Genomic DNA, 24,718 nt, shown 5'->3' on the forward strand with positions numbered 1-24,718 from the left:
CCCGCGAGCGCCCGGGAACGCCGCTGGGCGGCCACCCCGGAAAGGGGGTGACCGCCCAGCGGTGTTCGGACCACTCAGCCCGTGTACGGGCCGTAGTCGTAGTCGTCCAGCGGGACCGCCTGGCCGGAGCCGGCGCCGAACGGCGACAGGTCGTAGTCGTCGTAGCCGACGGCCGAGTACATCGCGGCCTTGGCCTCCTCGGTCGGCTCGACCCGGATGTTGCGGTAGCGGGGCAGACCCGTACCGGCCGGGATGAGCTTACCGAGGATGACGTTCTCCTTGAGGCCCAGCAGCGGGTCCGACTTGGCGTGGATCGCCGCGTCGGTGAGCACCCGGGTCGTCTCCTGGAAGGAGGCGGCCGACAGCCAGGACTCGGTGGCCAGCGAGGCCTTGGTGATACCCATCAGCTGCGGACGGCCGGAGGCGGGGTGACCGCCCTCGGAGACCACGCGACGGTTCTCGGTCTCGAACCGGCCGCGCTCGACGAGCTCGCCCGGGAGCAGCTCGGCGTCGCCCGACTCGATGATCGTCACGCGGCGGAGCATCTGCCGGATGATGATCTCGATGTGCTTGTCGTGGATCGACACGCCCTGGTTGTTGTAGACCTTCTGGACCTCGGCGACCAGGTGGATCTGGACCGCACGCTGGCCCATGATCCGCAGCACGTCGTGCGGGTTGGTGGCACCGACGGTCAGCTTCTGGCCGACCTCGACCGCCTGACCCTCGCTGACCAGCAGCTTCACACGCTTGGAGACCGGGTAGGCGATCTCGTCCGTGCCGTCGTCCGGGGTGACGACGATCTTGCGGGTCTTCTCGGTGTCCTCGATGCGGGCCCGGCCCTGCGCCTCCGAGATCGGGGCCACACCCTTGGGGGTACGGGCCTCGAAGAGCTCGACGACACGCGGCAGACCCTGGGTGATGTCGTCACCGGCCACACCACCGGTGTGGAAGGTACGCATCGTCAGCTGGGTGCCGGGCTCACCGATGGACTGGGCGGCGATGATGCCGACCGCCTCACCGATGTCGACCAGCTTGCCGGTGGCCAGCGAACGGCCGTAGCAGAAGGCACAGGTGCCGACGGCCGACTCGCAGGTGAGGATCGAGCGGGTCTTGACCTCGGCGATGCCGTGGCGGATCAGCTCGTCGATCAGCACGTCACCGAGGTCGGTGTTGGCGGTCGCGACGAGCTTGCCGTCGACGGTGATGTCCTCGGCCAGCATGCGGGCGTAGACGCTGGTCTCGACGTCGTCCGTCTTGCGCAGGACGCCGTCCTCGCCGACCGTGCCGATCGCCAGCTTGAGGCCGCGCTCGGTGCCGCAGTCCTCCTCGCGGATGATCACGTCCTGCGAGACGTCCACCAGACGACGGGTCAGGTAACCCGAGTCGGCGGTACGCAGCGCGGTGTCGGCCAGACCCTTACGGGCACCGTGGGTGGAGATGAAGTACTCCAGCACGGACAGGCCCTCACGGAACGAGGCCTTGATGGGACGCGGGATGGTCTCGTTCTTGGCGTTCGACACCAGACCACGCATACCGGCGATCTGACGCATCTGCATCATGTTTCCGCGAGCACCCGAGTCGACCATCATGAAGATGGGGTTGGTCTTCGGGAAGTTCGCGTTCATGGCCTCGGCAACCTCGTTGGTCGCCTTGGTCCAGATGTTGACCATTTCCTGCTTGCGCTCGTCGTTGGTCATCAGACCGCGCTCGTAGTTCTTCTGGACCTTCTCGGCCTGAGCCTCGTAGCCCTCGAGAATCTGCGGCTTGCTCGGCGGCACGACGACGTCCGAGATCGACACCGTGACACCCGAGCGGGTCGACCAGTGGAAGCCGGCCGCCTTCAGGTTGTCCAGGGTCGCCGCGACGATCACCTTGGGGTAGCGCTCCGCCAGGTCGTTGACGATCGCGGAGAGCTGCTTCTTGCCCACCTCGTAGTCGACGAACGGGTAGTCCTCGGGCAGCAGCTCGTTGAAGAGCGCGCGGCCCAGGGTGGTGCGCAGGCGGAAGGACTCGCCCTCCATCCACGCGGCCGGCTGGCCCTCGGTCCACTCGGGGTCGACCGGCGGGGTCCAGCCACGGGGCGGGACGGTGCCGATCGGCAGGCGCAGGTCGATCGGGGCCTGGACGTCCAGCTCGCGGGCGTCGAAGGCCATGATCGCCTCGGCGGTCGAGGAGAAGGAACGGCCACCGCCCTTCACCTCCTCGCGGTCCGAGGTGAGGAAGAACAGACCGAGCACCATGTCCTGGGTCGGCATGGTGACGGGGCGACCGTCGGCCGGCTTCAGGATGTTGTTCGAGGACAGCATCAGGATGCGGGCCTCGGCCTGCGCCTCCGCGGAGAGCGGCAGGTGGACGGCCATCTGGTCACCGTCGAAGTCCGCGTTGAACGCGGTGCAGACGAGCGGGTGGATCTGGATGGCCTTGCCCTCGACCAGCTGCGGCTCGAAGGCCTGGATGCCCAGGCGGTGCAGGGTGGGCGCACGGTTCAGCAGCACCGGGTGCTCGGCGATGACCTCTTCGAGGACGTCCCACACCACCGGGCGCGCGCGCTCGACCATGCGCTTGGCCGACTTGATGTTCTGCGCGTGGTTCAGGTCCACCAGGCGCTTCATCACGAACGGCTTGAAGAGCTCCAGCGCCATGGCCTTGGGCAGACCGCACTGGTGCAGCTTGAGCTGCGGGCCGACGACGATGACGGAGCGGGCCGAGTAGTCGACGCGCTTGCCGAGCAGGTTCTGACGGAAACGACCCTGCTTGCCCTTCAGCATGTCGCTGAGGGACTTCAGCGGACGGTTGCCGGGGCCCGTGACCGGGCGGCCGCGACGGCCGTTGTCGAAGAGGGCGTCGACCGCCTCCTGCAGCATGCGCTTCTCGTTGTTGACGATGATCTCGGGCGCGCCGAGGTCGAGAAGCCGCTTCAGGCGGTTGTTGCGGTTGATCACGCGGCGGTACAGGTCGTTCAGGTCGGAGGTCGCGAAGCGGCCACCGTCCAGCTGCACCATCGGACGCAGGTCCGGCGGGATGACCGGGACGCAGTCCAGCACCATGCCGTTGGGCTTGTTGGTGGTCTGCAGGAACGCGGAGACGACCTTGAGGCGCTTGAGCGCACGGGTCTTCTTCTGGCCCTTGCCGGTGCGGATGATCTCGCGCAGGCGCTCGGACTCCTCCGCCAGGTCGAAGGTCTCCAGGCGGTCCTTGAGGGCCGCGGCACCCATCGAGCCGGAGAAGTAGGTGCCGAAGCGGTCGCGCAGCTCGCGGTAGAGCAGCTCGTCGCCCTCGAGGTCCTGGACCTTGAGGTTCTTGAAGCGGGCCCACACCTCGTCGAGGCGGTCGATCTCGCGCTGCGCGCGGTCACGCAGCTGCTTCATCTCGCGCTCGGCACCCTCGCGCACCTTGCGGCGCACGTCGGCCTTGGCGCCCTCGGCCTCCAGCTCGGCCAGGTCGGTCTCGGCCTTCTTGGCACGCGCCTCGAGGTCCGCGTCACGGCGGTTCTCGATCTGCTGGCGCTCGACGGAGACGTGCGCCTCCAGCGACGGCAGGTCGCGCTGACGACGCTCGTCGTCGACCCAGGTGATCATGTAGGCGGCGAAGTAGATGACCTTCTCGAGGTCCTTCGGCGCCAGGTCGAGCAGGTAGCCCAGGCGGGACGGCACACCCTTGAAGTACCAGATGTGCGTGACCGGCGCGGCCAGCTCGATGTGGCCCATCCGCTCACGGCGCACCTTGGCGCGGGTCACCTCGACGCCGCAGCGCTCGCAGATGATGCCCTTGAAGCGGACACGCTTGTACTTACCGCAGTAGCACTCCCAGTCCCGGGTGGGACCGAAGATCTTCTCGCAGAAAAGGCCGTCCTTTTCCGGCTTCAACGTGCGGTAGTTGATGGTCTCCGGCTTCTTGACCTCGCCGTGCGACCACTGGCGGATGTCGTCGGCGGTCGCGAGGCCGATGCGGAGCTCGTCGAAGAAGTTGACGTCAAGCACTGGTCGTCAAGCCCTCTTTCGTAAGTCGAAAGTCGTTCATCTGGTCTGAGGGGGGCCTGGGGGCGGGCCGGCCGCTGGATCAGCGGCCGGCCCGGCCTCCGTCAGACCTCTTCGACGCTGCTCGGCTCGCGCCGGGACAGGTCAATACCGAGCTCCTCGGCTGCGCGGAAGACATCCTCGTCGGAGTCCCGCAGCTCGATGTTGGAGCCGTCCGAGGACAGCACCTCCACGTTGAGGCAGAGCGACTGCATTTCCTTGATGAGGACCTTGAAGGACTCGGGAATGCCGGGCTCGGGGATGTTCTCGCCCTTGACGATGGCCTCGTAGACCTTCACACGGCCGAGCACGTCGTCGGACTTGATGGTGAGGAGCTCCTGCAGCGCGTAGGCCGCGCCGTACGCCTCAAGGGCCCACACCTCCATCTCACCGAAGCGCTGACCACCGAACTGCGCCTTACCACCGAGCGGCTGCTGGGTGATCATCGAGTACGGACCGGTCGAACGGGCGTGCAGCTTGTCGTCGACCAGGTGGTGCAGCTTGAGGATGTACATGTAGCCGACCGAGACCGGCATCGGGAACGGCTCGCCGGAGCGGCCGTCGAACAGCCGGGCCTTACCGGTGGAGTTCACCAGGCGCTCACCGTCACGGGTGAGGGTGGTGTTGTCCAGCAGACCGGTGATCTCGTCCTCGCGGGCGCCGTCGAAGACCGGGGTGGCGAGGTTGGTGCCGCCCTCGACCTTGTCCGCGCCGATCGCCTGCAGGCGGCGGGCCCACTCCTCGCTGAGGCCGGAGACGTCCCAGCCCTGCTTGGCGAGCCAGCCGAGGTGGATCTCCAGGACCTGTCCCGGGTTCATTCGGGACGGGACACCCAGCGGGTTGAGGATGATGTCGACCGGGGTGCCGTCCTCGAGGAACGGCATGTCCTCGACCGGGAGGATCTTGGAGATGACACCCTTGTTGCCGTGCCGGCCGGCCAGCTTGTCACCGTTGGTGATCTTGCGCTTCTGGGCCACGTAGACCCGCACCAGCTGGTTGACGCCCGGGGGCAGCTCGTCGCCCTCTTCACGGTCGAAGACGCGCACGCCGATGACCTTGCCGGACTCACCGTGCGGCACCTTCAGCGAGGTGTCGCGGACCTCACGGGCCTTCTCGCCGAAGATCGCGCGCAGCAGGCGCTCCTCCGGGGTCAGCTCGGTCTCACCCTTCGGGGTGACCTTGCCGACCAGGATGTCGCCGGTGACGACGTCCGCGCCGATCCGGATGATGCCGCGCTCGTCGAGGTCGGCGAGGACCTCCTCGGAGACGTTCGGGATGTCCCGGGTGATCTCCTCGGGGCCCAGCTTGGTGTCACGGGCGTCGACCTCGTGCTCCTCGATGTGGATCGAGGAGAGGACGTCGTCCTGCACGAGGCGCTGCGACAGGATGATCGCGTCCTCGTAGTTGTGACCCTCCCAGGACATGAAGGCGACGAGCAGGTTCTTGCCCAGCGCCATCTCGCCCTCGTCGGTGCACGGGCCGTCGGCCAGCACCTGGCCGGCCTCGACCCGCACGCCCTCGTCCACGAGCACCTTCTGGTTGAAGGCGGTGCCCTGGTTGGAGCGGGTGAACTTGGCGGCGCGGTACGTGTTGTACGTGCCGTCGTCGTTGGCCACGGTGACGTAGTCGGCGGAGACCTCCTGGACGACACCGGCCTTCTCGGCGGTGATGACGTCCGCGGCGTCGACGGCGCAGCGGTACTCCATGCCGGTACCGACCACGGGCGCCTCGCTGCGCAGCAGCGGGACGGCCTGGCGCATCATGTTCGAGCCCATGAGCGCGCGGTTGGCGTCGTCGTGCTCGAGGAAGGGGATCATGGCGGTCGCGACCGACACCATCTGGCGCGGCGAGACGTCCATGTAGTCGATCTCGGTGCCGGGGATGTAGTCGATCTCGCCGCCACGGCGGCGCACCAGCACGCGGGGCTCGGCGAAGTGGAGGTCCTCGGTCAGCGGCGCGTTGGCCTGCGCGATGACGTAGCGGTCCTCCTCGTCAGCGGTCAGGTAGTCCACCTGCTCGGTGACGACACCGTCGACGACCTTGCGGTACGGGGTCTCGATGAAGCCGAAGGCGTTCACCCGTCCGTACGAGGCCAGCGACCCGATCAGACCGATGTTCGGGCCTTCCGGGGTCTCGATCGGACACATGCGGCCGTAGTGCGAGGGGTGCACGTCACGGACCTCGAAGCCGGCCCGCTCACGGGACAGACCACCGGGACCCAGCGCGGACAGACGACGCTTGTGGGTCAGGCCCGACAGCGGGTTCGTCTGGTCCATGAACTGGGACAGCTGGCTGGTGCCGAAGAACTCCTTGATGGAGGCGACGACCGGCCGGATGTTGATCAGGGTCTGCGGCGTGATCGCCTCGACGTCCTGGGTGGTCATGCGCTCGCGCACGACGCGCTCCATCCGGGCCAGGCCGGTGCGGACCTGGTTCTGGATGAGCTCGCCGACGTTGCGCAGGCGGCGGTTGCCGAAGTGGTCGATGTCGTCGACCTCGACCACGATGTCGCGGCCCTCGTCGTCACGCCACTCGGTCTCGCCCGCGTGCAGCTTCACCAGGTACTTGATCGCACCGATGATGTCGGGCTCGGTGAGCACGCCGGAGTCCAGCGACTCGGCGTTGCCCAGCTTGCGGTTGACCTTGTAGCGGCCGACCTTCGCGAGGTCGTAGCGCTTCGGGTTGAAGTAGAGGTTCTCGAGCAGCGTCTGCGCGGCCTCACGCGTGGGCGGCTCGCCCGGGCGCAGCTTGCGGTAGATGTCGAGCAGCGCGTCGTCCTGGCCCTGGGTGTGGTCCTTCTCCAGGGTGGCGCGCATCGACTCGTACTCGCCGAACTCCTCGAGAATCATCTCGTTGGTCCAGCCGAGGGCCTTGAGCAGGACGGTGACCGACTGCTTGCGCTTGCGGTCGATGCGGACACCGACCATGTCGCGCTTGTCGATCTCCATCTCGAGCCAGGCACCACGCGAGGGGATGACCTTGCAGGAGAAGATGTCCTTGTCGGACACCTTGTCCAGGGTGGAGTCGAAGTAGACGCCCGGGGAGCGGACCAGCTGCGAGACGACGACACGCTCGGTGCCGTTGATCACGAACGTGCCCTTGTGGGTCATGAGCGGGAAGTCGCCCATGAAGACCGTCTGAGACTTGATCTCACCGGTCTCGTTGTTGGTGAACTCGGCCGTGACGAAGAGCGGGGCGGCGAACGTGAAGTCGCGGTCCTTGCACTCGTCAATCGAGTTCTTCGGCGGCTCGAAACGGTGGTCGCGGAAGGTCAGGGACATCGACCCGCTGAAGTCCTCGATCGGGGAGATCTCTTCGAAGATCTCCTCCAGACCGGACTTGGTGGGGACGTCCTGACCACTCTCCAGGGCCGCCTCGACCCGGGACTTCCAGGCCGCATTGCCGAGCAGCCAGTCAAAGCTCTCGGTCTGCAGGGCCAGGAGGTTCGGGACCTCGAGGGGCTCCTTGATCTTCGCGAAGGAGACGCGGAGCGGGGCGGTGGAATTGGCGTTGTTCGAGGCGTTGCGCGGCGCGGCCAAGAGGGGGGTCCTTCCGAGGGCTCGGAGCTCACTGCGCGCGTACCGGCCGGGCCTTGCCGAGGGGGGAAACCCCAGGTCAGGGCAGCGCACACTCCGGGCGACGAGTCACGGAGCAGCTAACAGGCAGCGCAAAGGGACAGTGTAGCCAAACGGCACACTGCTGTCCAGCCCTGATTCGGAGACCGAATCGGACACTCCCTACTGCTCGTCCTGCCACTGCGCACTGCAGCGGTGCCCAACCTCGCCTGAGGCCGGCACCGCGACTCACGTGAGTCATTTCCCGCCGCGACCCCGGGTTATGCATCCGGGGACACTCAAACTAACGGCCAACCGCCCTCACGGTGTCGGCGCGCGACTTGAGAATCGCGCGCCGCGTGCCGTTCGTCAAGGCCCGGCCGAAGCGCGGACCTCGCACTCTTCATCGCTCTGCGCCCCCACCGCGTTACACCGGACCTGTCGGCGGCCGTGGCTGCCCGGTCGATGATCAACGGCATCGAACGTGATCACCTTACCGGCCCGCACCGACACAAAAGGCCGGGCCGGCCACCCCGCGAGGGGTGGCCGGCCCGGCCGGAGTGCTCACTCAGGAGCGAGAAGTCACTTGACGGTGACCTTGGCGCCAGCGGCCTCGAGGGCAGCCTTGGCCTTCTCGGCAACGTCCTTCGCGACCTTCTCCAGCACCTTGGCGCCGGCGGTGTCAACGAGGTCCTTGGCCTCCTTCAGGCCGAGGGAGGTCAGGGTGCGCACCTCCTTGATGACCTGGATCTTCTTGTCGCCGGCACCGTCGAGGATGACGTCGAACTCGTCCTGCTCCTCGACGGCCTCAACGGCACCCGGGGCGGCAGCGGCGGCAACGGCAACCGGAGCGGCGGCGGTGACGTCGAACTTCTCCTCGAAGGCCTTCACGAACTCGGAGAGCTCGATCAGGGTCATGCCCTCGAACTGCTCGAGCAGGTCGTCCTGGGACAGCTTCGCCATGATGGCGTCCTTCCACTAAATCGGCAGGTGGTGCCGGATGTACGGGATTGGCGGGCGCGGGCCCGCAGCGAGGGCGTCAGCCCGTCGCCGATCACTCGGCGGCGGCGTCCTCGGCGGGAGCCGGCGTACCGGCACCGCCCTGCTCGGCCTTCTTCTCGCGCAGCGCGTCCACGGTACGGACGAGCTTCGAGGGCAGGGCCTGGAAGAGCGCAGCAGCCTGGGAGGGCTTGGCCTTCATGGCACCCGCCAGCTTGGCGAGCAGAACCTCGCGGGACTCAAGGTCCGCGAGCTTCTTGATCTCATCGGCGGACAGCGCCTTGCCATCAAGGACACCGCCCTTGATGACGAGAGCGGGGTTCTCCTTGGCGAAGTCACGCAGAGCCTTCGCCGACTCCACCGGGTCACCGGTGACGAAGGCGACAGCCGTCGGACCGGTGAACTGGTCGTCGAGCTCAGTGATCCCGGCCTCGTTGGCCGCAATCTTGGTCAGCGTGTTCTTCACCACGGCGTACTGGGCGTTGTCACCCAGCGAGCGACGCAGGGTCTTGACCTGCTTCACCGTCAGACCGCGGTACTCGGTCAGCACGGCCGCGTTGGAGGAACGGAACTTGTCCGCGATCTCCGCGACGGCAGCAGCCTTGTCGGGCCTTGCCATAGGCTTACGCCTCCTTCCGTGATGTCGAGGTCGGCCGACCTGGACAAGTCGACCTACACTGCCTCGGACCACCAGAAGGGCGCCTACGCGGAGAAAGCCTCTGCGGAGAACGGGAAAAGCCCCGGTGCGCAGGCGCACGGGGCTCAGTACGGACCTCGACGGACGCACGAAACCGTACGAACCGGAAGTCCAAGCTCCAAACACTCCTGCGCGGGCTGCCTGCGACGAAGCGCAGATCCTTCGGTCGGGCGTCCCCTTGCGGACACACCATGACAACCAGCGGTCTTTGGCAGGTTTCAGCGTACAAGACGAGAACTTGTGCACCAAATCGAGCATGCGCAAGGCCGTGCGGTCCTCAGGAACCGCCGCCCTGGGTGTCGCTCTCGGCCGGGGCCTGGACGGCGAGGTTGCCGCCGAACTCGCTGTACTGGATCACCTGGTCCAGGTCGCCCTTGGTGCCGGTGCCGCCGCGCTGGAGCTGGACCAGCTGGTCCTTGTCGTTGAGCCACAGGTCCAGGTTGAGCGTGGTCACCCCGCCCTGGCCCAGCGTGGCGGCCAGCGAGTCCCGGCGGTCGGCGGTGAGCAGGTTCTGCTGGGCCGCGGCGTAGTCGGTCACCGAGAGGCTGGCCGTGTAGTGCTCCACCGTGCTGTCGCCCAGCTTCTCCTCCCCCAGCTTGCGCAGGTCGGGGGCGTTGGCCGCGGCGGTGACCGCCTCCAGCGGGTTGAGCTGGTCGACCAGGGCGGCGAACGGGGTCACCGGGCGACCGTCGGGACCCATCACCTCCGGCGACTTCTGCCAGTGCTTGCCGCCGAGCCGGGCCGCGGTGGCCGCGTCGCCGCCCTGGTAGCTGACGGTGTCCATGACGATCAGCTGGTCGGTGGCGCCCGGGTTGGTCTTCGTCAGCTGCATGATCGTGCGCGGCGCCCAGTAGAGCGAGCCGTCGGCGCTGTCGCTCTTGCCGTCCGGGGTGTCGAAGCGGTAGCTGAGCTTGGCCCGGCGGGCGGTCTGCAGCACCTGCTCGGCCGAGAGCAGCACGCCCTGCGGGGAGCGGTCGGTCGGCTTGTCCGTGGGCGAGGCGGATCCGGTGGACGGGACGGCCGAGGTGGGCAGCGTCACCGCGCCGCCGGCCGAGCCGCCGCAGGCGGCCAGGGTGGCGATGAGCGCGGCGGCCACCGCCGTGGCACCTGTCGCCGTGCGCCGTCGCGCCACGCTCATCACCTCCCGTCCGGTCCGTCTTCCTCAGGGTGCCACGCGTCCCCTGATCAGTCTGCGGCGGGCTGGGTCTGCCCCGGCTGCCCCAGCTGCTTGCCCGCCTGGGCGAGCAGCTGGGCCGCGTCCAGGGTGTCGTCGGCCGCCGGCGGGGTGGCCGTGACCTGGGTGCCGTAGTCGGAGTAGCTGACCGAGGCGTCGATCGGACCGTTGCCGGTCTGGGACTTGGTCTCCTGCTTGACCAGCAGGCCCTGGCCGTCGACCCAGACGTCGTAGTGCGCGCTGGTGACGCCCTGGCTCTGCAGCTGCTGGCGCAGCGCGTCGACCTGGTCCTGGGTGAGCGCGCCCTGCCCGGCCATCTGGGCGAGCGTCAGGTCGGCCGTGTAGTGGGTCACCTGAGCCCCGTTGAGGGTCTCCTTGCCGACCTCGGTCACCTTGCCGGAGGCGATCGCCGCCTGGACCGCCGCCACCGGGTCGGCGCTCTTCAGGCCGTTCTTGATGGTGGCACCGGCCGGGCCCATGATCTTGGCGAGGTCGTCGTAGGAGTACTTGAACCAGTGCTTGCCGCCCATCTGGTCGACCGTCGCCTGCGGCATGTGCATGTTGACGTAGAGCGCGTCGGTCTGGAAGACGGCATCCGCCGCCCCGTTGGTGCCGAGCTTGCTCGTCACGGCGGACGGCAGCTGCATCGTCATCGAGCCGACCAGGCCGTTCGCCCAGGACACCGCACCCTGGTAGGTGATGGAGCCGGACGGGGTCGTGATGGCCTCGTTGATCTTGGCCGACTTCTGGGCGCTGCTCTTGGCGCTGACCTGCTGGAGGAAGGCGGCCGGGGTGACGGCGGCCGGCGACTGGGCGGCACCGGGGCTGCTGCTCGCCGCCGAGGGTGCGGCGCTGCCGGCGGCCTGGGTCTTCTTGCCGGTGGACGAGTCCGGGCCACAGGCCGCCAGGCCTGCGGTCAGGGCGGCCACCACGGCCGCGGCGGCGAGGGTGCGAGTACGGGTCCTGGTCATGCGAATCCCCTCCCTGGGGTCCCTGCGGTTGGTCAGCCGAGGCTGCTGAGCAGCTTCGCTGCGACGGTCGGGTCGGCCTGGTCGCTCGCGGCGGGCGCGCTGACGCTGACCTTCACGCCCAGGTCCGCGTACTTGACGGTGCTGGCGGTCGGGTTGGCGCCGGCGCTCGGAGAGGAGCCGTCGACGTTCTGCTCGCCCATCTGGAGCAGCTGGTGCTTGGCGTCCACCCAGAAGTCGGTGATGACGGTCGAACCGCCGTCGGTGACCACCTGCAGGGCGGCCTTGCGCTGCGCGTCGCTGAGGCTCGGCATCTTGCCGACCAGGTCGGCGGCCTGCATCGTGCTGCGGTAGTGCGTGGTGGCGGCGCCGGCCACCTGCTCGGAGCCCACCTTGCTGAGGGTGCCGTTCTGCGCCGCGACGGTGAGCTCGGCGGTCGGGTCCATCAGCACGGCGAGCGCGGTGAACGGATCGCCGAGGCCGCTGCCGCCGCCGGCGGCCAGGTTGACCCAGTGCTTGCCGCCGAGCAGCGCGGCCTGGTCGTCGGCCACGCCGAGGTACGAACCACCGTCCACCAGACGGAACTTGACGGTCTTCCCGGACTCCTGCTCGGCCAGGTCGAGGGCCGGCTTGGTGCCCCAGGCGTACACGCCGGTGCCGTTGCCCGAGGAGCTGTCACTCGAACTGACGGTCACGTTGGCGCTGCCGGCCTTCTGCATCACGGCGGCCGACTCCAGCAGCGCCGCCTTCGAGCCGAGATCCGGCGCGCCGGCCGCACCGGCCGCGGCACCGGCCGAGGCGACGGCGCCCGCACTGCCTGAGCCGCTGGAGCTCTTGCTACTGCTGCTGCAAGCGGTCAGTGAACCGACCAGCAGCGCCGGCACGGCCAGCGCCACTGCGATGCGCGCACTGCGCACGACGGTTTCCCCCTTTTGTACGTCCAACCGATGACCTGCGGACTCTAGCCGACCGTGAAGACACCGGGGAAAGGGGTTTCGGTTCCTCGGGGGAACGCGTCAGGGCCCGCACCCCTTGCGGGATGCGGGCCCTGAAAGTGCGTCAGACCTGAGTCAGGTCAGCCCGGCACGGATCGGACCGATGAAGGTCAGATCGACGCCGGGTCCTCCTCGACGAGGAGGTTGCGGGTGCGGTTCGGGTCCACCTGGATGCCGGGGCCCATGGTGGTGGAGACCGCGGTCTTCTTGATGTAGCGGCCCTTGGCAGCGGACGGCTTGGCCCGCAGGACCTCGTCGAGCGCGGCGGCGTAGTTCTCGACCAGCTGCTCGTCGGTGAAGGAGGCCTTACCGATGATGAAGTGCAGGTTCGAGTGCTTGTCCACGCGGAACTCGATCTTGCCGCCCTTGATGTCCGTGACAGCCTTCGCCACGTCCGGGGTGACGGTGCCGGTCTTCGGGTTCGGCATCAGACCACGGGGACCGAGCACGCGGCCCAGGCGGCCGACCTTGCCCATGAGGTCCGGGGTGGCGACGACGGCGTCGAAGTCCAGGCGACCCTTGGCAACCTCGTCGATGAGCTCGTCGGAGCCGACGATGTCGGCGCCCGCAGCCTCCGCAGCCGCTGCACGCTCGCCGGTCGCGAAGACCAGGACCCGGGCGGTCTTACCGGTGCCGTGCGGCAGGTTGACGGTGCTGCGGACCATCTGGTCGGCCTTGCGCGGGTCGACACCCAGGCGCATGGCAACCTCGACGGTCGCGTCGAACTTGGAGGTGGAGGTCTCCCGGGCGAGGCGGATGGCCTCGAGCGGGGCGTACAGGCGGTCGCGGTCGACCTTGAGGTCCGCGGCCTTGAGGGCCTTGCTGCGCTTCACTGCTGCTCCTGAAGGGTGGAGTTGTGGTGTACGGGCCGCGCTGGCCCTACCACTGAACGGAAGGGGGTTTTCAGCCCTCGACGGTGATGCCCATGGACCGGGCGGTACCCGCGATGATCTTCTCCGCGGCGTCCAGGTCGTTGGCGTTCAGGTCGGGGAGCTTGGTGGTGGCGATCTCGCGCACCTGGGCCGAGGTCAGCTTGGCGACCTTGGTCTTGTGCGGCTCGCCGGAGCCCTTCTCGACGCCCGCGGCCTTCAGGATGAGGCGCGCGGCCGGCGGGGTCTTGGTGATGAAGGTGAAGCTGCGGTCGTCGTAGACCGTGATCTCCACCGGCACGACCATGCCACGCTGCGACTCGGTCGCGGCGTTGTAGGCCTTGCAGAACTCCATGATGTTGACGCCGTGCTGACCCAGCGCGGGGCCGACCGGCGGGGCCGGGTTGGCCGCACCGGCGTTGATCTGGAGCTTGATAAGCCCCGTGACCTTCTTCTTCTTGGGAGGCATGTCTCTCCGGGTCCTTCCTTCGATGGACGTGTGCACGGCTCCGGGGCGACACCCGGGTATGCGTACACACAGCGGACCAGGCTAACGCGGATGCGCCGCCTGGCCAAAACGGATTCGGGGTGGGGACGCGCCCCACCCCGAATCCGAAGACCTGTGTCAGTTCTTCTGGATCTGGTCGAACGACAGCTCGACCGGGGTCTCCCGGCCGAAGATCTCGACCAGGCCCTTGACCTTCTTCGAGTCCGGGTTGATCTCGTTGATGGTCGCCTGCAGGGTGGCGAACGGGCCGTCGGTGACGGTGACCGAGTCGCCGACCTCGAAGTCGAGCACCTGGATCTCGGCCGGGCGGACCGGCGAGGGCTTGCCGGCCTCCTTCGCGGCGGCGCGCTCGACGTCGGGGGCGAGCATCTTGACGACCTCGTCCAGGGTCAGCGGGTACGGGTCGTAGGCGTTGCCCACGAAGCCGGTGACACCGGGGGTGTTGCGCACGACGCCCCAGGACTCGGCGGTCAGGTCGATGCGGACCAGCACGTAGCCGGGGAGCTTGTTCTGCCGGATCGTCTTGCGGTCGCCGTTCTTGATCTGGACGACCTCCTCCTGCGGCACCTCGGCCTGGAAGATGTAGTCCTCGACGTTGAGCGAGACGGCGCGCTGCTCCAGGTTCTGCTTGACCCGGTTCTCGTAGCCCGCGTAGGTGTGGATCACGTACCACTCGCCGGGCAGGGTGCGCAGCTCCTCGCGGAACTTGGCGACCGGGTCGACCTGCTCCTCGACCAGCTCGACGTCCTCGGCAGCGGCCTCGTCCTCGACGGTCCCGTCCTCGGCAGCCTCGTCCTCAGCGGTCTCGGCGTCCTCGGCGGCCTCGACGTCGCTCACCTCGTGCAGCGCGGCCTCCTCGGCGGGCTCGCCGGCCTCGGCCTCGTCCGCCGCCTCGACCTCGTCCTCGTCCACCGCGTCGACGATCTGCTCCCCGTCGGTGGGCTGCTCGGCGAAGTCGGCCTCGGCGTCGGCAGCCTCAGCCGCGTCCAGCTCGGCGGCGACATCCGCCTCGCTGACGGTCTCGTCGGCGTCGTACAGAGGGGACTCAGACACGGTGGCTGCTTCTTTCCTGGAGGTGTGGAGATGGTACGGCTCCGGGGCGCGCCCGCCCCGGGCCCGTGGGCGCGGGCGCGGGTGGCACGACTCGAAGTCTCAACAGTACCCAGTCAACGGTAGCGGGCTCGTCCGCACGGCGGCGACAGCTCGACCCGGGCGGTCCCCCGTTGGTGCTCGGAGGTCCGACCGGGTCGAGTGGTGATGCTGTGGGGGCTGGATCAGCCGAAGATCCAGAAGCTGGCCTTGGCGAAGCCCCAGTCCAGGGTCGCGACCAGGCCGATCATGACGGCCACGAAGACCACCACGACGCTGGTGTAGTTCATCAGCTCGCTCTTGGTCGGCCAGACGACCTTGCGGAGCTCGGCGATGATCTGGCGGTAGTACAGCCCCATCCGGGCGAACAGCCCCGCCTTGGCGCGCTTGCCGGGCGTCTTGCCGCCGTCGGCATCCCGGTTGGCGCGCTTGCGCTCACGGCGGGAGAGAGCCTTGCCACCCTCGCTCGCAGTGCCCTCGGCGGTGTCGACCGCGTCCTCGGCACCCTCGGGGTTGCCGCTCTCAGGCGTTGCGGTGGAGCCCGTGGTCTCCGTCACTCGTCCTCACCTGAATCCGGGTCCAGCCGAAGGTCACCGACGTGCCATGGAAGCACGGGCGATCCGGCGCAGTGCTGAATGGAAGTGCTGAACAACTTTCGCCCTTTCCGCGTCAAGCCCGCTCGCTCTTGTGGAGCGAACGGGCTGGACGAGGATCAAGCAGCAGGGCACGAGGGACTTGAACCCCCAACCGCCGGTTTTGGAGACCGGTGCTCTACCAATTGAGCTAGTACCCTTCGGTGCCTCGCGGCTCCGAGTCGACGCCCAACCTACCGCATCCGACCGTCGGCGTGCTGAACGCTTCTGATCTTCGCGGTGCGGTGGTGCCGTCGATCAGTGAGTGTACGGGTTCAACGGCGTTTGGTCGAACCTCTTGCGTCGGACGGCAGCCGACCCGGCCACCGGGCAGGGTCACCAGGTGGACGGGACGCGTACGGATGCTGAAACCGCCCCCCGGCGGCCCGCCGGCTTCTGCGACGATGCAGATATGAGCGCTTCCTCCCCCGCCAACGTCCGCCCCGCCGACCGCCGGGTCTCCGCCCGGGTCGGCGCCATCGCCGAGTCCGCCACCCTCGCCGTCGATGCCAAGGCCAAGGCCCTCAAGGCGGCCGGCCGCCCGGTGATCGGCTTCGGGGCCGGTGAGCCCGACTTCCCGACCCCGGACTACATCGTCGCCGCCGCCGTCGAGGCGTGCCGGGACCCGAAGAACCACCGGTACACCCCCGCCGGCGGCCTGCCCGAGCTCAAGGCGGCCATCGCGGCGAAGACGCTGCGCGACAGCGGCTACCAGGTCGACGCCTCCCAGGTGCTGGTGACCAACGGCGGCAAGCAGGCGATCTACGAGGCCTTCGCGGCCATCCTGGACCCGGGCGACGAGGTCATCGTCCCGGCCCCGTACTGGACCACCTACCCCGAGTCGATCCAGCTGGCCGGCGGCGTCCCGGTCGAGGTGGTGGCCGACGAGACCACCGACTACAAGGTCTCGGTGGCCCAGCTGGAGGCGGCCCGGACCGAGAACACCAAGGTGGTGCTCTTCGTCTCGCCGTCCAACCCGACCGGCTCGGTCTACACCGAGGCCGAGGCGGAGGCGATCGGCCGCTGGGCGCTCGAGCACGGCCTGTGGGTGCTCACCGACGAGATCTACCAGCACCTGGTCTACGGCGACGCGACCTTCACCTCGCTGCCCGCGCTGCTGCCCGCGCTGGCCGACAAGTGCATCGTGGTCAACGGGGTGGCCAAGACCTACGCCATGACCGGCTGGCGGGTGGGCTGGATGATCGGCCCCAAGGACGTGGTGGCCGCCGCGGCCAACCTGCAGTCGCACGCCACCTCCAACGTGAGCAACGTGGCCCAGCGGGCCGCGCTGGCCGCGGTGAGCGGCGACCTGTCGGCCGTCGACGAGATGAAGGTCGCCTTCGACCGGCGCCGGCAGACCATCGTGCGGATGCTCAACGAGATCGAGGGCGTCCTGTGCCCCGAGCCGCTGGGCGCCTTCTACGTCTACCCGTCGGTCAAGGGCCTGCTGGGCAAGGAGATCCGCGGCAAGCGCCCGCAGACCTCCGCCGAGCTGGCCGCGCTGATCCTGGACGAGGCCGAGGTCGCCGTGGTCCCGGGCGAGGCCTTCGGCACCCCCGGCTACCTGCGGCTGTCCTACGCGCTGGGCGACGCGGACCTCGCCGAGGGCGTCAGCCGGATGCAGAAGCTGCTGGGCGAGGCGCGGGCCTGACCGCAGACGCGTCCGTCACCGCGGCGAGCACCGCCCCCGTCACCCTTGCGAGGGATCCGACGGGGGCGGTTCCCGTGGAAGGGGTGGATGCGGCAGGATTCGTGAATGGAAGAGCGAGACATCAGGGCGCTGCCGAAGGCCCATCTCCACCTGCACTTCACCGGTTCGATGCGTCCGGCAACCCTGCTGGAGCTCGCCGACAAGCACCGGGTCCGACTGCCCGAGGCCCTCAGTTCCGCCGCACCTCCGAAGTTGCGGGCCACCGACGAGCGCGGCTGGTTCCGCTTCCAGCGCCTCTACGACACCGCCCGCTCGGTGCTGCGCGACGAGTCGGACATCCGCCGGCTCGTCCGGGAGACCGCCGAGGACGAGGTGACGGACGGCTCGCGCTGGCTGGAGATCCAGGTCGACCCGACCTCCTACGCCCCGCGCCTGGGCGGACTGATCCCGGCCCTGGAGCTGATCCTGAACGCGGTGCGCGAGGCCTCGGCCGCCACCGGCGTGGGGATCCGGGTCCTGGTCGCGGCGAACCGGATGAAGTCGGAGATGGACGCCCGGACGCTGGCCAGGCTCGCGGTGCGCTACACCGACCAGGGCGTGGTGGGCTTCGGGCTCTCGAACGACGAGCGGCGCGGGATGGCCAGGGACTTCGACCGGGCCTTCGAGATCGCCCACAAGGGCGGCCTGCTGGCCGCCCCGCACGGCGGCGAACTGGCCGGGCCCGACTCGGTGCGCGACTGCCTGGACGACCTGGGCGCGGGCCGGATCGGCCACGGGGTGCGGGCGGCCGAGGACCGGCGGCTGCTCCAGCGGCTGGCCGACCGGCAGATCACCTGCGAGGTCTGCCCGGCCTCCAACGTGGCGCTCGGCGTCTACGAGAAGGCGGCGGCGGTGCCGCTGCGGGCGCTGTTCGAGGCGGGGGTCCCGCTCGCGCTGGGCGCCGACGACCCGCTGCTCTTCGGCTCCCGGCTGACGGCCCAGTACGAGCTGGCGCGCAACGTGCACGGCTTCTCCGACCAGGAGCTGGCCGAACTGGCCCGGCAGTCGATCCGCGGCTCCCGGGCACCGGAGGGCGTCCGCAAGGAACTGCTCGGCGAAATCGACACCTGGCTGACATCAGAACCTGCTTGACCGGCCCGGTGGCGACCATGGAAGGCTGACGCCCCATGAGTTCGCATCACGGCAGTGGTCATGGCACGACGCACACCACCACGCACACCAGCACCACGAGCCACAGCGTCCACACCACCACGACCCACCACGTGGTGCACCACGTCACCGTCGTGCACCACAGCTACTACTACCGGAGCACGCACGGCAGCGGACTCGGCCTGACGCTCGTGGTGCTGCTGGCCCTGATAGCCCTGGTGGTGTGGGCGCTGCTGCGCAGGGCGCGCGCCTGAGCCGCCCGCCCCCGGTGGGCCCTCAGAGCTCGACGCCGACCATCACCGGCTCGTTGACCAGCTGCACGCCGAAGGCGGCGTGCACACCGTCGCGGATCTCCCGGGCCAGCGTGAGCAGGTCCTCGGTGCTGGCGCGGCCACGGTTGGTCAGGGCCAGGGTGTGCTTGGTGGACAGGGTCGCGGGGCCGCTGCCGTAGCCCTTGCCGAAGCCGGCCCTGTCGATCAGCCAGGCCGCCGAGGTCTTGGTCCGGCCGTCCGCCGCGGGCCAGGCGGGGGCGGTGAGCTCGCGCTCGGCCAGGCGGCGCTGGAAGTCCTGGTACTGATCCGGCGTCAGCAGCGGGTTGGTGAAGAAGGAGCCGGCGGACCAGGTGTCGTGGTCGGCCGGGTCGAGCACCATGCCCTTGCCCGCGCGCAGCGCGAGCACCGTCTCGAAGGCGGTGCGCAGCGGCACCCGCTCGCCCGCCGCCACACCGAGGGTCCTGGCCACCTCGGGGTACCGGATCGGGCTGGAGGCCCCGTCGGCCGCCTCCAGGGCGAACCGCACCCGCAGCACCACGTACCGCTCGGGGTCGGCCTTGAAGCGGCTGTGGCGGTAGCCGAAGGCGCAGTCGGCGGCGGGCAGGGTGACCGTCGCCCGCTCGTGGCGGTCGTAGGCGACCACCTCGGTGATGGACTGCGAGACCTCCTGGCCGTAGGCGCCGACGTTCTGCACCGGAGTGGCGCCGGCCGAGCCGGGGATGCCCGCCAGGAACTCGATGCCCGCCAGGCCCGCCTCGACCGTGCGGGCCACCGCCTCGGACCAGACCTCGCCGGCCGCCAGCTCCAGCGCGGTGCCCGTCAGTTGGAAACCGGTGGTGGCGATCCGCAGCACGGTGCCGTCGAAGCCCCCGTCTCCGATCACCAGGTTGCTGCCGCCGCCGATCAGCAGCAGCGGCTCGCCGGCCGCGTCGGCGGCCTGGACGGCGGCGATCACCTCGGCGTCGGTGCGGGCGGTCACCAGCCGGCGGGCGGGGCCGCCGAGCCGCAGGGTGGTCAACGGGGCGAGTGGGGCGTTCTCGGTCACGTGCACGCGCTCCACGGTAATGGATGGGCCGGGCGCTGCTCCGCGCCGCCGCAGGACGCGAACGCGCCGCCCACGGAACGGGTCCGTGGGCGGCGCGTCGGGGTCCGGGGCCGGTCTCAGCCCAGCTGGACCACGGCGCGGGACATCCCGAGCACCTTCTGGCCGCCGCTGGTGACCACCAGGTCCACCCGCACCCGGCGGTCCTCCAGCAGCTGGGCCACCTTGCCGGTGACCTCGACCACGGCGCCGGTCGCGTCGTTCGGCACCACCACGGGCCGGGTGAACCGCACGCCGTACTCCACCAGCGACGCCGGGTCGCCGGTCCAGTCGGTGACCACCCGCACGGCCTCGGCCATGGTGAACATGCCGTGCGCGATCACGTCGGGCAGGCCGACCTCGCGGGCGAACTTCTCGTTCCAGTGGATCGGGTTGAAGTCCAGCGAGGCGCCGGCGTAGCGCACCAGTGTGGCGCGGGTCACGGGGAAGGACTGGGCGGGAAGTTCGGTCCCGACCTCGACGTCGTCGAAGCTGACAGCCATCGCGCTACTCCCCCGCTGCTTCGGCGGCCGCCCGGGCGACCAGGGTCATGACGGACGTCACCACGTGCTCGCCGCTCTCGTCCACGATCTCACCACGCACGGTGAGGATGTCATTGCCGGCCAGCGACTTGATGTTGTCGATGCTGGTCAGCACCCGCACCCGGTCACCGGCGCGCAGCGGGCGGCTGTAGATGAACTTCTGGTCGCCGTGCACCACCCGGTCGAAGTCCAGCCCCAGCTCCGGGTCCTGCACGACCTGGGCGGTGGCCGCGTAGCTCAGGGAGAAGGAGAAGGTCGGCGGGGCGAGCACGTCCGGGTGCCCCAGGGCCTTGGCCGCCTCCTGATCGGTGTAGACCGGGTTCGCGTCACCGATCGCGAGGGCGAACTCGCGGATCTTCTCCCGGCCCACCTCGTACACCTCGGTGGGCGGGTAGGTCCGCCCGATGAAGGAAGCGTCGAGCGCCATGGACTACTCCTCAAATGGGTTGTGCCAAAACGACTTCAGGCCGCACCCCGGACGGGGTGCGGCCTGAAGCCTAGGACCTGTTCGCTTGCCAGGCCCGCAAACGCCTTACGGTGTCAGCGGGTCTCGCGGTGCGCGGTGTGCGAGTTGCAGCGGGGGCAGTGCTTCTTCATCTCAAGACGGTCCGGGTCGTTACGCCGGTTCTTCTTGGTGATGTAGTTCCGCTCCTTGCACTCCACGCAGGCCAGCGTGATCTTCGGGCGGACATCGGTGGCAGCCACGGGAGTGCCTTCCTTGGACAATGGGTGATGACACAACAAGAGTAGCCGATCGGGAGTTCGATCTCCCGACCGACTACGCGGGGTAGCGGTGACCGGACTTGAACCGGTGACACAGCGATTATGAGCCGCTTGCTCTACCAACTGAGCTACACCGCTTTGGTACTCAGGATCCGATGATCGGAATCCCGACTACCAGAGCCCCCATGCGGAATCGAACCGCAGACCTTCTCCTTACCATGGAGACGCTCTACCGACTGAGCTATAGGGGCGAACCGGCCGAACGAGGAAGAGATTACACGTTTCGGGGCCGGAGGTGAAATCCGTATCCCGGGCACAAGATCGCAGGTCGGCGGCTCGCACGGGCCGACGACTCCAGGGCGGGTGTTCGAGGCCGCCCGGACGGCCGTGGGCCGCCCGGTGGGCCCGGGGTCCGCGGCGGCTGCGGAGCGCCGCCGCCCGGAGCCGGCCGTCCGCCGCGAGCCTCCGCCCCGCACGCCCGCGCTGACCATAGGCTCGACCGCCAGTGATCTTCCGCGCGGCGCGGGCGGCCTCGGCCGGCCGCGCCTACGACTGGAAGGAGCCGGCCGATGAGCCCGGACAGCGCTTCCCCCGACGGACCGCACCCCGGCCCGCCCGGCTCAGGACCGTCCGACCCGGGGTCGTCCGACGCAGGGCCCTGCCACCCGGGTCCCTCCGGCTCGGGCGGCCGGGACGAGGGCGGACCGGGCCCCGGCACGCCGGGGTCGGGTGCGGGCGGCTCGGGCACGGGTGCGGGCAACCCGCTCGGCCACGGCCCGGTCCTGCTGCTCAGCGGCGCCCGGCTGGCCGACGGGCGGGTGGTCGACGTGCGGATCAGCGGCGACCGGATCCAGGCCGTCGGCACCGCCGGGAGCCTCGGACCGCTGCCGCAGTCCGCACTGCCGGCCGGTGCGGCCTGCAGCAGTGAGCCGGCGGTCGCGGCCGGCGCCCGGATCGACCTGACCGGCTACCTGCTGCTGCCCGCCCCCGCCGAGCCGCACGCCCACCACGACACCGCCTTCACCGGCGCGACCCCCGGCAGCGCCGAGCCACCGCCCGCCGCGGCCACCGAGAACCCGGACCCGGCGGCATCCCAGGACGAGGGCCGGGGGATGGTGCGCCGGATCACCGAGGCCGCGCTCACCTCGCTCGGCTACGGCGCCACCGCCCAGCGCACCCATGTGCGGATCGGCGACGTGCACGGGCTGCGCCGGCTGGAGGCGGTGCTCACCGCACGCGGGGCGCTGCGCGGGCTGGCCCAGCTGCAGGTGGTCGCGGTGCCCCGGCTGCTCACCGGCCTGGCCGGCGCCGAGGGCCGGGCCCAGCTGCGCGAGGCGCTGCGCCTGGGCGCGGACGTGGTGGGCGGCTGCCCGGAGCTGGACCCCGACCCAGCCGGCTACGTGCAGACCGTGGTGGCCGCGGCCACCGACTTCGACTGCCCCGTCGACCTGCATCTGCGCGGCCGTGATCCGGCCCAACTGGCGCGGATCGCCGCCATGTTGGCGCCACTACGGCCGCGGGTGGCGGTGGGCCCGTGCGATCTGATCACCGCGGGTGCCGGAACGTGCCTGCGGGCGGCCGGACTTCGGGTGGTCTGCCTGCCGCAGAACGGCGCCTGCTGCGCCACCGACGGCCCACCGGGCGGCCTGAACCCTTCGGTGACCATGGAGTTGACGCAGCATCAGATCCTGCTGGCGGCGGGCAGCGGAGCCCTGCGGGACATGGCCAACCCGGTCGGCCGGGCCGATCCGCTGGAGGCCGCCTACCTGCTGGCCGCCTCCGGCGCGCTGAGTGTCGGCGCCGCCTACGAGGCGATCAGCACGGGGGCCAGGCAGCTGATGGGACTGCCGGCGGTGCGGGTGGACGCCGGGTTCCCGGCCGAGCTGCTCGCGGTGCGCGGGGACAGCCTGGCCGGCGCGCTCTCCGGCGGGCACAGCCGCCTGGTGGTGCACAGCGGCCGGGTGGTCTCCCGCACCAGCGCGGTACGGGAGTTCGCGGACACCGTGGCACTGGCACTGCCGCGGCAGAGCGGCCACCACTAGGCCGTGTCTCGCGCAGCCGGGCGGCCTCAGCGGTACTCGCGCAGCCGGGGCCGCACCGCCAGCACGGTGAGCGCCAGCGCGCCCGCCAGCAGCAGCGCGCAGACGGTCGCCGCCCCGGCGCCCAGCGCGTCGTCACTCTGCCGGACGGCCCGGTCGAAGGCGTTCTGGTTGATCGCGATCACCTGGTCGAAGGCGTCGCTCAGCTTGCTGAAGTCCCCGTCCGACTGCCCCACCGCGGTGCCGGTGTCGAAGGCGATGGCGTCCGCCAGCCGGCCCTGGCCCTGCAGCACGCGGATCTGGTGGTCGTCCTGCTGGTAGGTCCGGAACTCGCTCAGCACCTGGTCGGCGGCCTGCTGCTCGCCGGGGAAGGTGATGTTGCGCTCCTCGTCCCCCAGGAAGCCGCCGAAGCCGACGGTTGCCGCCGAGGCCTGGTGCGCACCGACCGCCCGGGTCAGCGCGGTCAGGTAGCCGGCCGGGTCGGTGTGGTCCAGCTGCACGACCTGCTGGCTCTTGTCGAAGAAGGCCTGCGCGTAGCTGCCCGCCCGGCTCGGGTCGCTCAGCCAGCGGCTCTCGTCGGCGTTGCTGTCGTAGGCCACCGCCTTGGCCCGGCTGAGCGCGATCACCGAGTCGTAGGCGTCCGCCTTGGCGGTGTGCAGCCGGTCGCCGGTGTCGGAGACGAGCGACAGGACGTAGCCGAGGCCGACCGCCCCCAGCAGCAGGGCGGCGACCAGGGGCGGGCTGATCAGCCGCCGGTAGCGGACCGCCAGGGTGCGCTGCAGGGCGCCCAGCAGGCCGAGCGCGAGCAGCCCGGTGCCCAGCAGCCACCACCACCCGGAGCCCAGAGCGCTCCGCTGGGAGGTGTAACTCGACGTGACCACGGCCGCGTTGGCGTTCGCCACCTGGTCGGCGTCGGGCAGCAGCTGACTGCGCAGCAGGTCGGTGGCCTGCTGGTAGGAGCTCAGTGCGTCGGCGGACGGCTTGCCGGGCAGCGCCTTGGCGGTGGTCTCCTGCAGGTCGGAACGGGCCACCAGGGCCTCGTACTGGCCGAGCGCGTCCAGCTCGTCCTGAACGGCCTTGCGGCCCGCAGCGTCGCCGGACAGCGCCTCGGTGGCCTGCTCCAGGTCCGTGTCCGCCTGGGACCGGCGCTGGTCGTAGGTGTCCTCGACGGCCTTGCGCTTGGCGAAGTCGGCCTCGTCGGCGCCGACCAGCAGCAGGTTGGCCGCCTGCGCGTCCAGGTCCCCGAGTGCGAAGTAGAGGTCGGAGGCCCGTTCGGCCTGCGGGGCGGCGTGGTGGCCGATGGCGTCCACGCTGTCCCGGGCACCGCTGAGCACCGTGTAGCCGACCCCCGCGAAGAGCAGCAGGGCGGCGAGCGCGGCCGCGGTGAGCGCGCGGACCCGGCGCGGAGTGGTCCAGAAGGCCCGGTGGAACAGCCGGGCCAACCCGGCCGGCGCCGGTCCCGCGGCCGCGGTCCGCGGGGCGGGCGCCCCGGCGTTCGAGGATCGGCCGGTGCGGGGGGCGCGCGGCGCGGAAGCACCGCCGGCTGTCACCGAACCCGTCCTTTCGGAGCGGATCTCCCCCGGTGCAACCTGTGGCGTGACTCCCGTGGCCATGGCCGCGCGTCCCCTCCCCATCACCTGGCCGCCGGCTCCTGGTGGATCCCGATCGGGATCCACCGGTGTCCGGCACGGTCCAGCCCCTGACCCGGCGAGTGGCCGGGCTCCCCCACGGAGCGGAGCGGAACCGTTTCCTCACGAGTG

The 24,718-nt window shown here is 69.9% G+C and carries 20 protein-coding genes and 3 tRNA genes; 4 read left to right on the forward strand and 19 right to left on the reverse strand.

All coding sequences use genetic code 11. The annotated features are described in order from the left end of the window. Positions 1 to 74: 74 nt before the first annotated feature. From OG294_RS17320 to OG294_RS17375, 12 genes are all read right to left on the reverse strand, one after another. Positions 75 to 3,980 (reverse strand): DNA-directed RNA polymerase subunit beta', encoded by a 3,906-nt coding sequence (locus OG294_RS17320; protein ID WP_327067401.1) that lies wholly within the window; start codon positions 3,978 to 3,980, stop codon positions 75 to 77. A 101-nt stretch (positions 3,981 to 4,081) separates the two neighbouring features. After that, positions 4,082 to 7,555: a DNA-directed RNA polymerase subunit beta gene (rpoB, locus tag OG294_RS17325; RefSeq protein ID WP_327067402.1), complete on the reverse strand. Its 3,474-nt coding sequence runs from the start codon at positions 7,553 to 7,555 to the stop codon at positions 4,082 to 4,084. Positions 7,556 to 8,152: 597 nt separating this feature from the next. Beyond that, positions 8,153 to 8,533, reverse strand: coding sequence for a 50S ribosomal protein L7/L12 (gene rplL, locus OG294_RS17330; RefSeq protein WP_327067403.1), 381 nt, complete (start codon positions 8,531 to 8,533; stop codon positions 8,153 to 8,155). A gap of 91 nt (positions 8,534 to 8,624) precedes the next feature. Next, positions 8,625 to 9,188, reverse strand: a complete 564-nt coding sequence (gene rplJ / locus OG294_RS17335) for a 50S ribosomal protein L10 (protein WP_327067404.1) — start codon at positions 9,186 to 9,188, stop codon at positions 8,625 to 8,627. Positions 9,189 to 9,543: 355 nt separating this feature from the next. Then, a complete protein-coding gene (locus tag OG294_RS17340) occupies positions 9,544 to 10,398 on the reverse strand; it encodes a hypothetical protein (RefSeq protein WP_327067405.1) in 855 nt (284 codons plus the stop codon). Between the two features lie 53 nt (positions 10,399 to 10,451). Then, positions 10,452 to 11,411, reverse strand: a complete 960-nt coding sequence (locus tag OG294_RS17345) for a hypothetical protein (RefSeq protein WP_327067406.1) — start codon at positions 11,409 to 11,411, stop codon at positions 10,452 to 10,454. 32 nt (positions 11,412 to 11,443) lie between these two features. Further along, complete coding sequence (locus tag OG294_RS17350; RefSeq protein WP_327067407.1) at positions 11,444 to 12,325, reverse strand: hypothetical protein; 882 nt, start codon at positions 12,323 to 12,325, stop codon at positions 11,444 to 11,446. 188 nt (positions 12,326 to 12,513) lie between these two features. Next, positions 12,514 to 13,236, reverse strand: coding sequence for a 50S ribosomal protein L1 (rplA, locus tag OG294_RS17355; protein ID WP_327067408.1), 723 nt, complete (start codon positions 13,234 to 13,236; stop codon positions 12,514 to 12,516). A 70-nt stretch (positions 13,237 to 13,306) separates the two neighbouring features. Then, on the reverse strand, positions 13,307 to 13,741 hold the full coding sequence (rplK, locus tag OG294_RS17360; RefSeq protein WP_266296769.1) for a 50S ribosomal protein L11: 435 nt from the start codon (positions 13,739 to 13,741) through the stop codon (positions 13,307 to 13,309). Between the two features lie 156 nt (positions 13,742 to 13,897). Next, positions 13,898 to 14,833, reverse strand: a complete 936-nt coding sequence (gene nusG / locus OG294_RS17365) for a transcription termination/antitermination protein NusG (protein WP_327067409.1) — start codon at positions 14,831 to 14,833, stop codon at positions 13,898 to 13,900. 221 nt (positions 14,834 to 15,054) lie between these two features. Then, entirely contained in the window at positions 15,055 to 15,426 is a 372-nt protein-coding gene (gene secE, locus OG294_RS17370; RefSeq protein WP_327067410.1) for a preprotein translocase subunit SecE, read from the reverse strand. A 163-nt stretch (positions 15,427 to 15,589) separates the two neighbouring features. After that, positions 15,590 to 15,662 (reverse strand) — tRNA-Trp (locus tag OG294_RS17375). Between the two features lie 251 nt (positions 15,663 to 15,913). On the opposite strand from OG294_RS17375, the gene OG294_RS17380 reads away from it, so the two are divergent. The 3 genes from OG294_RS17380 (at position 15,914) to OG294_RS17390 (ending at position 18,555) form a co-directional block, all read left to right on the forward strand. Next, the gene (locus tag OG294_RS17380) at positions 15,914 to 17,152 is read left to right on the forward strand and encodes a pyridoxal phosphate-dependent aminotransferase (RefSeq protein ID WP_327067411.1); all 1,239 of its coding nucleotides are present in this window, start codon (positions 15,914 to 15,916) and stop codon (positions 17,150 to 17,152) included. Between the two features lie 105 nt (positions 17,153 to 17,257). Then, positions 17,258 to 18,283 (forward strand): adenosine deaminase, encoded by a 1,026-nt coding sequence (locus tag OG294_RS17385; RefSeq protein WP_327067412.1) that lies wholly within the window; start codon positions 17,258 to 17,260, stop codon positions 18,281 to 18,283. A 35-nt stretch (positions 18,284 to 18,318) separates the two neighbouring features. Next, entirely contained in the window at positions 18,319 to 18,555 is a 237-nt protein-coding gene (locus OG294_RS17390; RefSeq protein WP_327067413.1) for a hypothetical protein, read from the forward strand. 22 nt (positions 18,556 to 18,577) lie between these two features. On the opposite strand, the gene OG294_RS17395 is transcribed toward OG294_RS17390, so the two are convergent. From OG294_RS17395 to OG294_RS17420, 6 genes are all read right to left on the reverse strand, one after another. Further along, complete coding sequence (locus tag OG294_RS17395) at positions 18,578 to 19,633, reverse strand: UDP-N-acetylmuramate dehydrogenase (RefSeq protein ID WP_327067414.1); 1,056 nt, start codon at positions 19,631 to 19,633, stop codon at positions 18,578 to 18,580. A 101-nt stretch (positions 19,634 to 19,734) separates the two neighbouring features. Continuing rightward, complete coding sequence (locus OG294_RS17400) at positions 19,735 to 20,157, reverse strand: MaoC family dehydratase (protein ID WP_327067415.1); 423 nt, start codon at positions 20,155 to 20,157, stop codon at positions 19,735 to 19,737. A gap of 4 nt (positions 20,158 to 20,161) precedes the next feature. Next, positions 20,162 to 20,623, reverse strand: a complete 462-nt coding sequence (locus OG294_RS17405) for a MaoC family dehydratase N-terminal domain-containing protein (RefSeq protein WP_327067416.1) — start codon at positions 20,621 to 20,623, stop codon at positions 20,162 to 20,164. A 113-nt stretch (positions 20,624 to 20,736) separates the two neighbouring features. Next, the gene (rpmG, locus tag OG294_RS17410) at positions 20,737 to 20,901 is read right to left on the reverse strand and encodes a 50S ribosomal protein L33 (protein ID WP_006604855.1); all 165 of its coding nucleotides are present in this window, start codon (positions 20,899 to 20,901) and stop codon (positions 20,737 to 20,739) included. Positions 20,902 to 20,984: 83 nt separating this feature from the next. Beyond that, positions 20,985 to 21,057: transfer RNA gene (locus OG294_RS17415), tRNA-Met, on the reverse strand. Positions 21,058 to 21,097: 40 nt separating this feature from the next. Then, a tRNA-Thr gene (locus tag OG294_RS17420) sits at positions 21,098 to 21,170 on the reverse strand. A 318-nt stretch (positions 21,171 to 21,488) separates the two neighbouring features. Between OG294_RS17420 and OG294_RS17425 the strand changes: the two genes are divergently transcribed. Continuing rightward, positions 21,489 to 22,961, forward strand: a complete 1,473-nt coding sequence (locus tag OG294_RS17425; protein WP_327067417.1) for a hydrolase — start codon at positions 21,489 to 21,491, stop codon at positions 22,959 to 22,961. Between the two features lie 26 nt (positions 22,962 to 22,987). Here OG294_RS17425 and OG294_RS17430 read toward each other — a convergent pair whose 3' ends face one another. Further along, the gene (locus OG294_RS17430; protein ID WP_327067418.1) at positions 22,988 to 24,508 is read right to left on the reverse strand and encodes a hypothetical protein; all 1,521 of its coding nucleotides are present in this window, start codon (positions 24,506 to 24,508) and stop codon (positions 22,988 to 22,990) included. Positions 24,509 to 24,718: the final 210 nt, after the last annotated feature.

The sequence above is a fragment of the Kitasatospora sp. NBC_01302 genome (genome assembly GCF_035976515.1).
Lineage (GTDB): Bacteria > Actinomycetota > Actinomycetes > Streptomycetales > Streptomycetaceae > Kitasatospora.